At 70.6% G+C, this 14,131-nt stretch carries 13 protein-coding genes; 4 read left to right on the top strand and 9 right to left on the bottom strand.

Annotated features, from left to right (window positions below; all coding sequences use genetic code 11):
- Positions 1-3: 3 nt before the first annotated feature.
- The 7 genes from KEC57_RS05620 to KEC57_RS05590 all read right to left on the bottom strand — a co-directional run bounded on the left by KEC57_RS05620 (position 4) and on the right by KEC57_RS05590 (position 7,645).
- Positions 4-150 (bottom strand): hypothetical protein, encoded by a 147-nt coding sequence (locus KEC57_RS05620; RefSeq protein ID WP_229383531.1) that lies wholly within the window; start codon positions 148-150, stop codon positions 4-6.
- A 124-nt stretch (positions 151-274) separates the two neighbouring features.
- Positions 275-1,264 carry a serine hydrolase domain-containing protein gene (locus tag KEC57_RS05615; protein ID WP_229383530.1) on the bottom strand — a complete coding sequence of 330 codons (990 nt, stop codon included), beginning with the start codon at positions 1,262-1,264 and terminating at the stop codon, positions 275-277.
- A gap of 110 nt (positions 1,265-1,374) precedes the next feature.
- On the bottom strand, positions 1,375-2,808 hold the full coding sequence (locus KEC57_RS05610) for a rhamnulokinase (protein WP_229383529.1): 1,434 nt from the start codon (positions 2,806-2,808) through the stop codon (positions 1,375-1,377).
- A 106-nt stretch (positions 2,809-2,914) separates the two neighbouring features.
- Positions 2,915-4,951: a bifunctional aldolase/short-chain dehydrogenase gene (locus KEC57_RS05605; RefSeq protein ID WP_229383528.1), complete on the bottom strand. Its 2,037-nt coding sequence runs from the start codon at positions 4,949-4,951 to the stop codon at positions 2,915-2,917.
- Between the two features lie 48 nt (positions 4,952-4,999).
- Positions 5,000-5,923, bottom strand: coding sequence for an alpha/beta hydrolase fold domain-containing protein (locus KEC57_RS05600; protein WP_229383527.1), 924 nt, complete (start codon positions 5,921-5,923; stop codon positions 5,000-5,002).
- A gap of 169 nt (positions 5,924-6,092) precedes the next feature.
- A complete protein-coding gene (rhaI, locus tag KEC57_RS05595) occupies positions 6,093-7,259 on the bottom strand; it encodes an L-rhamnose isomerase (RefSeq protein ID WP_229383526.1) in 1,167 nt (388 codons plus the stop codon).
- Positions 7,256-7,645, bottom strand: a complete 390-nt coding sequence (locus KEC57_RS05590; protein ID WP_229383525.1) for an L-rhamnose mutarotase — start codon at positions 7,643-7,645, stop codon at positions 7,256-7,258. Before KEC57_RS05590 ends, rhaI begins: the two co-directional genes overlap by 4 nt.
- A 145-nt stretch (positions 7,646-7,790) precedes the next feature.
- On the opposite strand from KEC57_RS05590, the gene KEC57_RS05585 reads away from it, so the two are divergent.
- Positions 7,791-8,804 carry a LacI family DNA-binding transcriptional regulator gene (locus tag KEC57_RS05585; RefSeq protein ID WP_229383524.1) on the top strand — a complete coding sequence of 338 codons (1,014 nt, stop codon included), beginning with the start codon at positions 7,791-7,793 and terminating at the stop codon, positions 8,802-8,804.
- A gap of 2 nt (positions 8,805-8,806) precedes the next feature.
- Complete coding sequence (locus tag KEC57_RS19075; RefSeq protein ID WP_229383523.1) at positions 8,807-10,057, top strand: D-arabinono-1,4-lactone oxidase; 1,251 nt, start codon at positions 8,807-8,809, stop codon at positions 10,055-10,057.
- Between the two features lie 19 nt (positions 10,058-10,076).
- On the opposite strand, the gene KEC57_RS05575 is transcribed toward KEC57_RS19075, so the two are convergent.
- Both KEC57_RS05575 and KEC57_RS05570 read right to left on the bottom strand, forming a co-directional pair.
- A complete protein-coding gene (locus KEC57_RS05575) occupies positions 10,077-11,429 on the bottom strand; it encodes an MFS transporter (RefSeq protein ID WP_229383522.1) in 1,353 nt (450 codons plus the stop codon).
- 5 nt (positions 11,430-11,434) lie between these two features.
- A complete protein-coding gene (locus KEC57_RS05570; RefSeq protein WP_229383521.1) occupies positions 11,435-11,917 on the bottom strand; it encodes a MarR family winged helix-turn-helix transcriptional regulator in 483 nt (160 codons plus the stop codon).
- A gap of 110 nt (positions 11,918-12,027) precedes the next feature.
- On the opposite strand from KEC57_RS05570, the gene KEC57_RS05565 reads away from it, so the two are divergent.
- Together KEC57_RS05565 and lplAB are read left to right on the top strand one after the other, a co-directional pair.
- Positions 12,028-12,879 carry an alpha/beta hydrolase gene (locus tag KEC57_RS05565; protein ID WP_229383520.1) on the top strand — a complete coding sequence of 284 codons (852 nt, stop codon included), beginning with the start codon at positions 12,028-12,030 and terminating at the stop codon, positions 12,877-12,879.
- Between the two features lie 144 nt (positions 12,880-13,023).
- Positions 13,024-14,073, top strand: a complete 1,050-nt coding sequence (gene lplAB, locus KEC57_RS05560) for a lipoate-protein ligase LplAB (protein ID WP_229383519.1) — start codon at positions 13,024-13,026, stop codon at positions 14,071-14,073.
- Positions 14,074-14,131: the final 58 nt, after the last annotated feature.

The following is a 14,131-nucleotide window of genomic DNA, read 5'->3' as shown; positions in this document are numbered from 1 at the left end:
CGCCTACGCCGGCGGTGCGTCGGGATCGAGGGTCTTGAGGGTGTCCTCCTCGACCGGGTTGTCGGCGTCGAGCTGCTCTTCGGTCGTCTCGTCGCCGCCCGTGGGACTGTCCTGCTCGACGGGCTCGTCCTCGGCGTGGCGTTCGGTCATGCTGCCACGCTAGGCCGATCGAGCGGGGAGCGACAGAGGCGGATGCCGCGGCATCCGCTGTTCGCAGGGCCGAGCGCAGCGCGGACACATGCCGGCGCAGGGCTGCTCGCTCGTCGAGCCGCGGTCAGACCCCCGAGATCACCGCGTTGTCGAGTTCGTCCAGGTCGACACCCGCCCGGACCGCCTGATTCGTGAGGAGGACGAAGGCGACTCCCGCGGTGGGATGCACCCAGAACTCCGTGCCCGCCCAGCCGCCGTGGCCGTATACGTCGCGGTCGATGAGTCCCGGCGCGCGGGTGCGGAGGTTGAACGTGAAGCCCCAGTCCTGTCCTCGCTCGGCCGTGTAGGGATCGAGGCGGGGGATCGCGCCGGTGAGCGGCCGCCGCATCATCTCGAGGGTCGTGGGCTGCACGATTCCGCCGGTCTCGCCCTGGCCTATCCGCAGCAGTGCGGAGCCGAGCGCCAGCAGGTCCGCAGCGGTGCCGATCATGCCGGCGCCGGGATTGCGGTGAGTGGCGAAGCCGCGCATGTCGAGGCCCGCAGGCTCTGCGTCGATGACCGCGTGCGGGTCCGCGGCGGGATCGAGCGTGAGTCCGGTCGCGCCGATGGTCTCGGCCCACTCCGCGATGTCGGCATCCCACTCCCATCCGGCGGTACCGCGGACGAGTTCGGCGATGCCGTCGAAGGCGACGGTCGAATAGCGCGACGCGGTGCCCGCGGCGAAGTCGCGACCGGGCGCGAGGAGCGCCGCGCGCAGCCCGCATGTCGGATCGAGCGACGGCTCGGGGATGCCGGAGGTGTGGCTCACGAGATGGCGCAGGCGCACCACGTCGTCGCGCTCGGCGCCGAACTCGGGGATCGCGGCCGTGAGCGGGGTCTCGGTCGTGAGGAATCCGCGCTCCACCGCGCGCGCCGCTGTCAGCCCGGTGAGCACCTTCGTGATCGAGAACAGCCAGTACGGATCCTCCACACGCGCCGGCCGGCCGGCGGTGGCACCGAACGCGTCGAGCGCGGCCACGCCGTCTGCGGTCGCCACGCCGAGCACCGCGGTCGGCAGGCGGCCCGCCGTCACATGCCGTCGCGCCCAGTCGAACGCCGCTCCGTACGTCGTCATGTCCGGTCTCCTCGTCTGTCGTGGTGTTCGCCGGCCGATCGGATTCTCTCGCGGAATCGGGTCCGCGGGCCGCGGCATCCGCATCTGTGCGTTGCGGGACGATTCTGCGGCTACGCGCGCGGCGCGTAGCGGTCGAGCGTGCTGGATGCCGCCACGACACGACGCAGATCCTCGAGAGTCGCGTCGGGGCCGAGCCAGCCGTGCGCACGGGCCTGGACGAGCACGTTGCCGAGCGCGGTCGCCTCCACCGGGCCTGCGAGCACCGGAAGCCCGGAACGGTCGGCGGTCGCCTGGCAGAGCAGCCGGTTCAGCGCACCGCCTCCGACGATGTGCACGACGTCGATCTCGCGATCGGTCAGGCGCGCGGCGGTGCGCAGAGCCTCCGCGAATGCCTGGGCGATGCTCTCCACGATCGTCCGCGCGAAGGCGGCGCGCGAGACGGGCACGGCGGCACCGGCCTCGTCGAGCACCGCGGCGATGCGTGCGGGCATGTCGCCCGGAGCCGCGAGGCGCGGGTCGTTGGCGTCGAAGAGGGCGATCTCGCTTTCGACGGATGCCGCGGCATCCAGCAGCGAAGGAAGGTCTATCGAGGCGCCGTCCTCGGCCTCCCACGTGCGCACCGACTCGCTGAGCAGCCACAGGCCGGTGACGTTGTGCAGGAACCGCACCCGGCCGTCGACGCCGCCCTCGTTGGTGAAGTTCGCCTCGCGGGCCGCGTCGCTGACCACGGGCGCGTCGAGTTCGACTCCCACCAGGCCCCACGTTCCGCACGAGATGTAGGCCGAGTCCGCAGAGGTGAGCGGGACGGCGACGATCGCCGACGCGGTGTCGTGCGAGCCGACGGCGATCACGTCGAGCGCCGCGCCCACGCGCTCGCGTGCCTCGCCGCGCAGCGCCCCGAGGTGCGTACCCGGGTCGACGAGCGGCGGCAGGACGGATGCCGCAATCCGGAGGCGTGCGGCGAGCTCCCGGTCCCACTCACCCGTCGCCACGTCGACGAGACCCGTGGTCGAGGCGTTCGTGCGCTCGGCCCCGCGCGCGCCGGTGAGGAGGAACGCGACGAGATCCGGAATGAGGAGGGCGACGTCGGCGTCGTCGAGTCCGCGGTCGGTGGCGTACTGGTAGAGCGTGTTGAACGGCAGGAACTGCAGGCCGTTGCGGCGATAGAGCTCCTCGAACGGAATGACGCCGTGCACCCGCTCGACGCCGTGCAGCGTGCGCTCGTCGCGGTAGTGGAATGGCTCGGCGACGAGCTCGCCGCCCCCGACCAGGCCGTAGTCGACGGCCCACGAGTCGATGCCCACGCTTGCGAGACCGGGCTCGCGGCGCGCCGCCTCGGCGAGACCCTCGACGATGTGGCGGTGCAGCGCCGAGAAGTCCCAGTGCAGGCCGTCCGGGCCCGGGACCGGGCCGTTCGGGAATCGTGAGACCGACTCGAGGCGCAGCATCCCGTCGTCGACGTAGCCGAGCATGACGCGCCCGCTCGTGGCTCCGAGGTCCACGGCCGCGACGACCCTGCGTGGACTGGGCGCGGGTGCGCTCATCGCGCGCCGCCTCGAGTGCGCCACTTTCCTGCGAGTGCGGCGTCGCGCGACGCCGCACTCGCAGGAAACTGCCGCGGACTGCCCCCGGCCGCGGGCATCCGCGCGGTCATCGCAGGAACGCGGCGGCGACGCCGGAGTCGACCGGGATGTGCAGGCCGGTGGTGCGGCTCAGCTCGGGACCGGTCAGCACGTACACCGCGTCCGCGACGTTCTCGGGCACGACCTCGCGCTTGAGGATCGTGCGGTTGGCGTAGTACTGGCCGAGGTCCTCTTCCTTCACGCCGTAGGTCGCGGCGCGGTTCGCGCCCCAGCCCGCGGCGAAGATGCCCGAGCCGCGCACGACACCATCGGGGTTGATGCCGTTGACCCGCACGCCGTGTTCGCCGAGCTCGACGGCCAGCAGGCGCACCTGGTGGGCCTGATCGGCCTTGGTCGCCGAATACGCGATGTTGTTCGGGCCGGCGAAGACGGAGTTCTTCGACGAGATGTAGATCACGTCGCCGCCCATCTTCTGCTCGACGAGTGCCTTGGCCGCCGCCTTCGCGACGAGGAACGAGCCCTTGGCCATGACGTCGTGCTGCAGGTCCCAGTCCTTCTCGGTGGTCTCCAGCAGCGGCTTCGACAGCGAGAGGCCCGCGTTGTTGACGACGAGGTCGATGCCGCCGAACGCGAGCACGGTCGCGTCGATCGCGGCCTGCACCCCCGCCGCGTCGGCGACGTTCGCGGCGACGCCGATCGCGACATCCGTGCCGCCCAGCTCGGATGCTGCCGCCTGTGCTTTCTCGAGGTCGAGGTCTGCCACGACGACGCACGCGCCCTCGGCGGCCAGACGCGTCGCGATGGCCTTTCCGATGCCGGAGGCGGCGCCGGTGACGAAGGCGATTCGGCCCTGATGGGTCTTCGGCTTCGGCATCCGCTGCAGCTTCGCCTCTTCGAGCGCCCAGTACTCGATGCGGAACTTCTCCGCGTCGGAGATCGGGCTGTAGGTCGAGATCGACTCGGCGCCGCGCATGACGTTGATCGCGTTGACGTAGAACTCGCCCGCCACGCGCGCGGTCTGCTTGTTCGCACCGAACGAGAACATCCCGACCCCGGGTACGAGCACGATGAGCGGGTCGGCGCCCCGGATCGCGGGGGACTCGGCGGTGGCATGAGCGTCGTAGTAGGCCTGATAGTCGGCGCGGTAGGCCTGGTGCAGTTCGGCGACGCGCTCGAGGGATGCCTCGACCGTGGCGCCGGCGGGCAGGTCGAGCAGCATCGGCTTGACCTTGGTGCGCAGGAAGTGATCGGGGCAGCTCGTGCCGAGCTCGGCGAGCTCGGGCGCCCGCGACGAGGCGAGGAAGTCCAGCACCACGGCGGAGTCGGTGAAGTGCCCGACCATCGGCTTGTCGGTCGAGGCGAGTCCGCGGATGGTAGGGGCGAGCGCGGCCGCCTTCGCGCGGCGCTCGGCCTCGGAGAGGGCCTCGAAGCCGGCACGAACTCCTCCGAACGGATCGGCCGTGCCGTTCGTGGCGATGTAGTCGGCGGCGGTCGCGATGATCCATGAGGAGTTGCGCTCGGCCTCGTCGGACGTGTCGCCCCACGCCGTGATGCCGTGGCCGCCGAGGATGCAGCCGATCGCGGCGGGGTTCTGCGCCTTGATCGCGGCGATGTCGAGGCCGAGCTGGAAGCCCGGGCGACGCCACGGCACCCACACGACCTTGTCCCCGAAGATCTTCGGGGTGAGCGCCTCGCCGTCGGCGGCGGTCGCGATCGCGATGCCGGAGTCGGGGTGCAGGTGATCGACGTGCGCGGCATCCACGAGTCCGTGCATGGCCGTGTCGATCGACGGGGCGGCGCCGCCCTTGCCGTGCAGGCAGTAGTCGAATGCGGCCACCATCTCGTCCTCGCGGTCCAGGCCCGGGTACACATCGACGAGGGCGCGCATGCGGTCCAGGCGCAGCACAGCGAGCCCGGACTCGGTCAGCGTGCCGAGGTCGCCGCCCGACCCCTTGACCCACAGCAGTTCGACGGGCTCGCCCGTCACCGGGTCGGTGTCGGTGCCCTTGGCCGACGTGTTGCCGCCGGCGTAGTTGGTGTTCTTCGGGTCGGCGCCGAGGCGGTTCGACCGGGAGATGAGGTCGGCTGCAGCCTGGTTGGTCATGGTGTTTCCTTCGTAGGTTCGGATGCTCCGCAGTGGGTTTCTGCGGTCTCAGGGGCGGCCGCTCGGCAGGTTCTGACTGCTGAGTGCCGGGGCGGAGGCGGGTGCGGAGGCGTAGGCGGGGAAGCGGGCAGGGGAGGGCACCGCGAGGAGGCGGGCGGCGATGCGGTCGAGAGAGGCGGATGCCGCAGGCTCGAGCGGCCGGTTGAGATGCCCGTGATCTGTGCCGGGTTCGATCACGACCTCGATCTCGCGCCCGGCCGCGGCGAGCGTCGCGGCGAAGGCCTCTCCCGAGACGCGGAGCTCGTCGAGGTCGCCGTTGATCATGAACGTCGGTGGAAAGCCGACGAGGTCAGCGGCCTCGGCCCGACCGGGAATCGCGGCGAGCGGGGCGTCGTCGACGGGGCCGCCGAGGTAGTTCTCGTACATGCCGAGCACCGCCGCCGGCCCGAACCGGTCGGCGTCGGGGTTCGCGTCGAGCGCGGCGCGCAGCGCCGGGCCGGGCGCCGGCTGCACCGCGAGGAGCGTGGGGTAGGCGAGGACGACGAGCGCGGGGAGGTTCGCCGCGTCTCGTTCGATCAGTCGCAGCGTGGCGCCTGTGGCGAGGTTGGCGCCCGCGCTCGCTCCGCCGATCGCGAGCCGACCGGTGTCGATGCGCAGGCGCGCGGCGTGGGCGACGGTCCACGACCAGGCCGCGAGGACGTCGTCGGATGCCGCCGGGTAGTGCACTCCTTCGCGAACGGTTCCGCGAGCGGGCGCTGTCCACTCGGCGGGCACCGGCGCGAGGCGGTAGTCGACCGAGACGACCGTCGTGCCCCGTGCGCTGAGGGAGCGCGCGATCCAGTCGGACTCGGGCATATCGAGGTCGCCGCCGGCGAATCCCCCGCCGTGCGCCCAGACGAGGCCCGTGCCGTTCGGCTCGCGCGCGGGGTAGACGCGGACGAGGCCGTCGGCTTCGGCGTACGGATCGCTCATGTCGGTTCCTTCGGGACGGGACGGGGACGGGGACGGTTCGCGTTCGGCGGTTCGTGCGCGTGATTCGCGAGGTGCACCGGGGACGCGAGGATCGGCATCCCGCGCCCCCGGTGGGTCTGGAGCCCGCGTCAGCGAGCCGGGGGTGCGGGGCGGAGCCGCATTGCGCGCATCAGGCGCCCCAGCCTGCCTGGGTGCCGCCGACGCGGTCGGCTGCGATCCGCTGCTGGTAGCCGGAGGCCGCGTACGCGGCCATCGGGTCGGCGGGCAGGCCCCGCGACTCGCGCCACTGCGCGAGAGCGGGGCGCACGTCGGTGTAGAACGCATCCATGAGGACCGCGTTCGCACCGAGCACGTCGTTCGCGCTCTGCGCGGCGTCCAGCGCGGCACGGTCGACGAGCAGCGCGCGCGCGGTCATCTCCTGCACGTTCAGCACGGAGCGGATCTGGCCCGGGATCTTGTCCTCGATGTTGTGGCACTGGTCGAGCATGAATGCCACGTCGGGGTTGTTGAGCCCGCCGCCGCGGATGACCTCGAACAGGATCCGGAACAGCTGGAAGGGGTCTGCGGCGCCCACGATGAGGTCGTCGTCGGCGTAGAAGCGCGAGTTGAAGTCGAACGATCCGAGCTTTCCGAGGCGCAGCAGCTGCATCACGATGAACTCGATGTTGGTGCCCGGGGCGTGGTGGCCGGTGTCGAGGCACACCATCGCGCGCTCGCCGAGGGCCGCGACCTGGGCGTAGGAGGTTCCCCAGTCCGGAACGTCGGTGTGGTAGAACGCCGGCTCGAAGAACTTGTACTCGAGCACGAGGCGCTGCTCCTCACCGAGGCGCGCGTAGATCTGCTGCAGCGAGTCGGCCAGGCGGTCCTGGCGTGCGCGCATGTCGTTCTGGCCGGGGTAGTTGGATCCTTCGGCCAGCCAGATCTTGAGGTCGCGCGACCCGGTCGCATGCATGACGTCGATGCACTCGAGGTGGTGGTCGATCGCCTTGCGGCGAACGACGTCGTCGGCATGGGTGAGGGCGCCGAACTTGTAGTCCTCGTCCTGAAACGTGTTCGAGTTGATCGTGCCGAGCACGACGCCGTGGTCTTCCGCATGGCGGCGCAGGTCGTCGTACGAGTCGACCTTGTCCCAGGGGATGTGGAGCGCGACGCTGGGGGCGAGCGCCGTGACCTTGTTCACCTGCGCCGCGTCGGAGATCTTCTCGTAGGGGTCGCGCGGGGTTCCCTCGGTCGTGAACACGCGGAATCGCGTGCCGGAGTTGCCGAACGCCCATGAGGGAAGCTCGATGCCCTGGCCTTCGAGTGCCGTGGTGATCTCGGGAGACAGCGTCGTCATGATGCCGTGCTTTCGTTGTCGGAGACCGCGGCATGAGCCGCGGTCAGCTGGTCGTGAAGGTGGAAGATCTCGGTGAGCGGGGTCGCAGCCTGGTCGGGGCGGCCGTCCAGGCCGACGAAGAAGCGGCTCATCTCGGCCTCCCAGCGGGTGGCGACCTCGGAGCCTGCGAGGTAGCGCTGTGCGGCCTCGTCGTCGTCGGTCTCGTAGTAGCCGATCAGCTGGCCGCCGTCGCCGAGGAACAGCGAGTAGTTGCGCCTGCCGGAGGCCGCGATCTCGGCGAGCATCTCGGGCCACACCGGGGTGTGCCGGGCGACGTACTCGTCGAGGAGCTCGGGTGCGATCTGCAGCTGAAAGCACACGCGCGTCGCCCTGATCGTGCTGGTCATGGATGCGGCCCCCTCGTCGTCGCGCTGAATCGTTTCAAACGATACACACCATCGCGGGGCAATGCAACGGGATAGCGCTTACCCGTGGTGTGGGACAGAATTGTCGCCAGACGCGATAGCGTTTCGCGCGGGAGGAAGGTGCGACATGGTGGTGAGCGTGCGAGACGTCGCGGCGGCGGCATCCGTCTCCGTGGGAACGGTGTCGAACGTGCTGAACCAGCCGGCCAAGGTGTCTCCCGCCACCGTCGAGCGGGTGATGCAGGCGATCGACGAGCTCGGCTTCGTCCGCAACGACGCCGCCAGGCAGCTGCGTGCCGGGCGCAGCCGCAGCATCGGAATCGTCGTGCCGGACTCCGCGAACCCGTTCTTCGCCGCCGTCGCCCGCGGTGCCGAGCAGCGCGCCGACGAGGCCGGAATGGCCGTGCTGCTCGGAAGCACCGACGAGCAGGTGGCGCGCGAGGATCGCTACATCGAGCTCTTCCGCGAGCAGCGCGTGAACGGGGTGCTGATCACTCCCGCGCTCGATGACGTGCCGCGCCTGGCGCGCGCGCGCGACGCCGGCGTGCCGGTGATCCTCGTCGACCGCGAGATCGCCGGCTCGGGGTTCGCGTCGGTATCGATCGACGACGTCGAAGGCGGAAGGCTCGCCGCCGGGCACCTGCTCGCCACCGGGCGCCGACGCCTGCTCTTCCTCGGCGGTCCCGTGGCGATCGCCCAAGTCGCCGACCGACTCGCGGGAGCCCGCCAGGCGGTCGCGGCGGTTCCAGGAGCCACCCTCGAAGTGGTCGAGATGCCGGGGCTCACCGTGCTGAACGGTCGCGCTGCCGGTCACGACATCGTTGCGCGCCCGCTGCCGGAGCGGCCCGACGCGATCTTCGCCGCGAACGATCTGCTCGCCGTCGGCGCGATCCAGGCGCTGTCGATCATGGCAGGGGTGCGCATCCCCGACGACATCGCGCTGATCGGCTACGACGACATTGACTTCGCGGCATCCACCGTCGTGCCCCTCAGCTCGATCCGCCAGCCGGCGGAGCTCATCGGCTACACCGCGGTCGACCTCCTGCTGAAAGAGCTGGCGGATGCCGATGGCGCGCACGAACGCAACGTGCGCTTCCAGCCGGAGCTCGTCGTGCGCAGCTCGACCGAGCGCGGGCGGTGAGCGTGGCGCGCAACTGGGCGGGAACATACGAGTACACCGCGCCGCGGATCATCGTTGCGACCTCGCTCGACGATGTGCGCCGCGTGCTGGCCGGGCGGGGAAGAGTGCGGGCCCTCGGCACCCGCCACTCGTTCACGGATCTGCCCGACACGACAGGCACCCTCGTCGACGTGACCGGTATGCCGCCCGACTTCGCGCTGGACGAGTCCGCGGGCACCGTCACGGTCGCCGCCGGCACGCGCTACGGCGTGCTCGCGCACTGGCTCGAGGAGCACGGGTGGGCGCTCGGCAACATGGGGTCGCTTCCGCACATCAACGTCGGCGGAGCCACGGCGACCGGAACGCACGGCTCTGGCGACGCGAATCAGGTGCTCTCGGCATCCGTCCGGGCCTTCCGCTACGTCGGAGCCGACGCCGAGGTGCACGACGTGCGGCGGGGCGACCCGGACTTCGACGCGCTCGTGGTCGGCCTCGGCGCGTACGGCGTCGTCGTGGCGGTGACCCTCGACGTGCAGCGGTCGTTCCGGGTGCGGCAGGACATCTACACGGGAGTCACGTGGGATGCCGTGCTCGGCGATTACGACGCGCTCACCGGCGCCGGGTACAGCGTGTCGGTGTTCTCGCGGTGGGACACCGACACGGCGGGCTATGTCTGGGTGAAGACCCGGCTCGACGCCGACGACGACCCGGTGCCCGACGTGCTGCTGGATGCCGTCCGCGCCACCGGGGGCGAGTCGCCGCTGGGCGTCGAGGACAACGTCACGGAGCTGGCCGGCGTCCCGGGGCCGTGGATGCTGCGGCTTCCGCACTTCCGGCTGGACGCGGAGCCGTCGTTCGGCGACGAGATCCAGAGCGAGTACTTCGTGGATCGCGCGCTCGCCGTCGATGCGCTGAACGCGGTGCGTGCGCTGGGCGACGATATCCGTCCCCATCTCATCTGGACCGAGCTGCGCACCGCTGCCGCAGATGAGCTGTGGTTGAGTCCCGCCTACCGTCGTGACGTCGTGATCATCCATTTCACATGGCTGAACCACCCCGACGAGGTCGCGGCGCTGGTCGCGCGCATCGAGGCGGCCCTCGAGCCGTTCGGGGCGCGACCCCACTGGGGCAAGCGCCACGGATTCGACCGCATCGCCATCGAGCGCGTGCACCCGCGTCTTGCGGATGCCCGCGCCGTCTTCGAGCGGCTCGACCCCGCGGGGCGCTTCTCGAACGCGCACCTCGAGCGACTGGGCGTGCGCGAGCCGCGCTGAGTCGCGTCGGCCGGCGGCCTCAGCCTGCGGAGCGGGAGCGGCCGACGAGTGCGTCCTCGCCGGACTGGGGGAGCGGGATCGGGGTGGTCCCGGCGATCTCGTCGCTGAACTCCTCGGGCGGCACGACTCTCAGCGGCCGCGTCTCGTCGATCGTCAGGCGGAACCGCTTCTCTTCGTGGCGGTGGAGGCGCCCCGAGACGATCAGCCAGGTCGCGCCGATCGCGAAGGCGACGAAGGCGCCGGCGGCGCCGAGCAGGATCGCCGCGCGCGGGCCGAGCTCGGCCGCGACCCATCCGACGATGGGAGCGCCGATCGGGGTTCCGCCCATGAGGATCGCCATGTACAGGGCGAGCACGCGGCCGCGCAGCGCCGGGTCGGTCGTGGTCTGCACGTACCCGTTGGCGGTGGTGAGCATCGTGACCACCGCGAATCCGGTGAACATGAGTGTCGCGGCATATGTCCAGTACGTCGGCATCGCGGCCGACACGGTCGCGGCGACCGCGAACAGCAGGGTGCCCCCGATCACGACGCGGATGCGCGCGCGGTCGCGGCGCGCTGCCAGCAGTGCTCCGGCGAGCGAACCGATGGCGAGGATCGAGCTGAGCAGACCGTAGCCGTCGGCCTCCTGCCCGAACTCCAGCGCCATCGTCGAGGCGAAGATCGGGAAGTTCATGCCGAACGCACCGACGAGGAAGACCATCGCGAACGTGACGACCAGGTCGGGGCGGCGCCCGACGTAGCGGAAGCCGTCGGCGAGGCGCGAGGCGCCCGACGCCTTCGCGCGCGGGATCAGCTCGTGGGTGCGGATCAGCATGAGCGCGATGATCATCGCGAAGAATGTGACGCCGTTGACGAGGAAGACCCAGCCGGTGCCGACTGCGACGATCACGATTCCCGCGAGCGCCGGGCCGATCATGCGGGCGCCGTTGAACGAGGCCGCGTTGAGAGCCACCGCGTTCGAGGCGTTCTCGCGTGTCACGAGATCCGAGACGAACGCCTGGCGGGCGGGGTTGTCGAACGCCGCGACCACGCCGAGTGCCAGCGCGAACGCGTACATGAGGGGCAGCGTCATCGCGCCGACGAGGATCAGGACGCCGATGGCGACGCCGAGCACGAGCAGCAGCGTCTGCGTGAGGACGAGCAGCCGCCGTCGATCGAACCGGTCGGCCACCAGTCCCGTGACGCCCACCAGCAGCAGCGGCGGTGCGAACTGCAGCGCCATCGTCACTCCCATGGCGGCCGCGTCGTTGGCGGTCAGCTCGGTCAGCACGACCCAGCTGAGGGCGGTCGCCTGCATCCACGCGCCGGTGTTGGACACGAGCGCGCCGATGAACCAGACGCGGTAGTTGAAGACGGAGAAGGACCGGAACATCGCGCTCATCGTGCGGCCATCCGCTCCATGATCGCCGCGGCGCCGGCGAGCGTGGCACGCTCGTCGTCGGTGAGTTCGGCGAGGGCGGCCTCTACCCACGCGTCGCGTCGTCGTGCGGTCTCGTCCACGACGGCGCGGCCGGTGTCGGTGAGCGAGACGACGACCTTCCGCCCATCGGACTCATCGGCCGAACGTGCGGCGTAACCGGAGTCCTGCAGGCAGTTGACCGTGCGGTTCATCGACGGCGCCGAGACGCGCTCGCGCTCGGCGAGTTCACCCAGGGTGTGCGGGCCGTGCACCCACAATGCCGCGAGGACGGCGAACTGGCCGTCGCTCATCGAATCGACCGCGCGCTGGGTGCGCATGCGGCGCGCGAGGCGGAAGGTCGCGATCCGCAGGCGCGACGCGTCTGTCGAGAGATCGGCGAGGTCGGTCGCGGTGTCTGTGGCGGGTGTCGTGTGTGCGGTGTCGGTTTCGTGGCTGCTCATGCGATTACTTAGCATAGCTCATTAGTCTTGCTAAAGAAAGGCGGATGCCGCGTCCACAACTCTCGAAGACGGGAGTCGGTGGCGGCACCCGTCCGCATAGACTTCTCCGCATGCCCGAGTACACCGATGCGCACGGCATCTCGATCTTCTACGACGTCCACCCGGCGGTCACCTCGCCGCGAGCGGTGGTGCAGCTCCTGCACGGCGTCGGGGAGCACGCCGGCCGGTACGGATCGCTGATCGAAGCGCTCACCGCCGACGGCTACACCGTCTATGCCGACGACCACCGTGGCCACGGACGCACCGGACTCGCCCAGCACGGCGGCGATGCCTCGAAGCTCGGGCACCTCGGCCCCGGCGGACTGCCCGCCGCCGTCGCGGCGGTCTGGCAGCTCACCCAGCAGATCCGCGCCGAGAACCCCGGCCTGCCGCTCGTTCTGCTCGGCCACTCGTGGGGCTCGTTCCTCGCCCAGATCCTGGTCAACGACCATCCCGACGCATACGACGCCATCGTCCTCAGCGGGTCCGCGCTGCGCTGGCCCGGATCGCTCAACTCGGGCGACCTCAACAAGCCGTGGAAGAAGCCCGGCGCGATGGGCACCGAGTGGCTCTCGTCCGACCTGTCGATCGGCCGGGCATTCCTCGACGATCCGTTGACGACCGATGTGCCTCTGACGAAGCTCTTCGGGCCGGTCGACACCCTGCGGATCATCGGACGCCCGCGCAAGAACCTCGGCCGCGACATCCCCACCCTTCTCATGGTCGGCCGCGATGACACCGTCGGCGGGCCGAGGAGCGTGCACAAGCTCGCCGACGCCTACCGGACGCGCTCGGGCTTCACCGATGTGACGACCCTCGTCTACCCCGGGGCCCGGCACGAGATCTTCAACGAGGCCGTGCAGGAAGACGTACGGGGCGACCTGCTGGCCTGGCTCGACAAGCGCTTCGCCGCGCGCGACTGACCCTCCCGCAGCCGGTGAGTCGGTGCCCCGGGGCGGATTCCCCACCTCGGGGCGGGAATCTCACGCCCCACGGTGGCGAGAGCGCCCCGGGGCGCGCCGGACCCGACCCCGAGGCGTGCTGCCCGCGGCCGTAGGCTGAAGTCCATGCACGGCGAATACAAGGTCCCGGGCGGCAAGCTCGTCGTCGTCGATCTCGAGGAGCGCGACGGCCGCATCGCGGACTTCCACCTCGCGGGGGATTTCTTCCTCGAACCCGACGACGCTCTTGCCGACATCGACGCAGCGGTGGAGGGCCTGCCGATCGAATCCGATGTCATGGCGATCGCTGCGGCGGTGCGCGCAGCGCTTCCCGAAGGCGCGCAGCTGCTCGGCTTCACTCCCGAGGCCGTGGGCACCGCCGTCCGCCGCGCACTCGTCACCGCGCCGGGCTGGCGCGACTTCGACTGGGAGATCGTGCACGAGCGGGCGGTGTCGCCGCGCATGAACCTGGCGCTCGACGAGGTGCTCACCGGACGGGTCGGCGATGGCCGCCGCCGACCGACCCTGCGGATCTGGGAGTGGGACGAGAACGCCGTCGTCATCGGCTCGTTCCAGTCGCTGCGCAACGAGGTCGATCCCGATGGCGCCGCGAAGCACGGCTTCGACGTCGTGCGGCGCATCTCGGGCGGCGGAGCGATGCTCATGGGTGCGAACTCGATCGTCACCTATTCGCTGTACGTGCCGGCATCCCTGGTCGCCGGGCTCACCTTCGCCGATTCTTACGCGTTCCTCGACGACTGGGTGCTGCAGGCGCTGCGCGCGCTCGGAATCGAGGCGACGTACCAGCCGCTCAACGACATCGCGTCGCCGCAGGGCAAGATCGGCGGCGCCGCCCAGAAGCGACTCGCCAACGGCGGGGTGCTCCACCACGCGACGCTCAGCTACGACATGGACGGTCAGATGATGACCGAGGTGCTGCGCATCGGTCGCGAGAAGCTCAGTGACAAGGGCACGACCTCCGCTGCGAAGCGCGTCGATCCGCTCCGGCGCCAGACGGGCCTGCCCCGCGAGGCGATCATCGAGAAGCTCAAAGAGACGTTCGCGGCGCTGTACGGTGCCGTGCCCGGAAGCATCACCGATGACGAGTACGCCGAGGCCGAGGCGCTCGTCGAGTCCAAGTTCGCGACCGACGCGTGGTTGCGAAGAGTTCCGTGACCACCGGCGCGGTCGGGACGGATGCCGCGGAGACGACGGGTGCCACGGCGGGGCCAGA

Source organism: Microbacterium allomyrinae, from assembly GCF_020682705.1.
Classification (GTDB): Bacteria; Actinomycetota; Actinomycetes; order Actinomycetales; family Microbacteriaceae; genus Microbacterium; species Microbacterium allomyrinae.
This window is presented reverse-complemented; position numbering and strand designations above follow the sequence as displayed.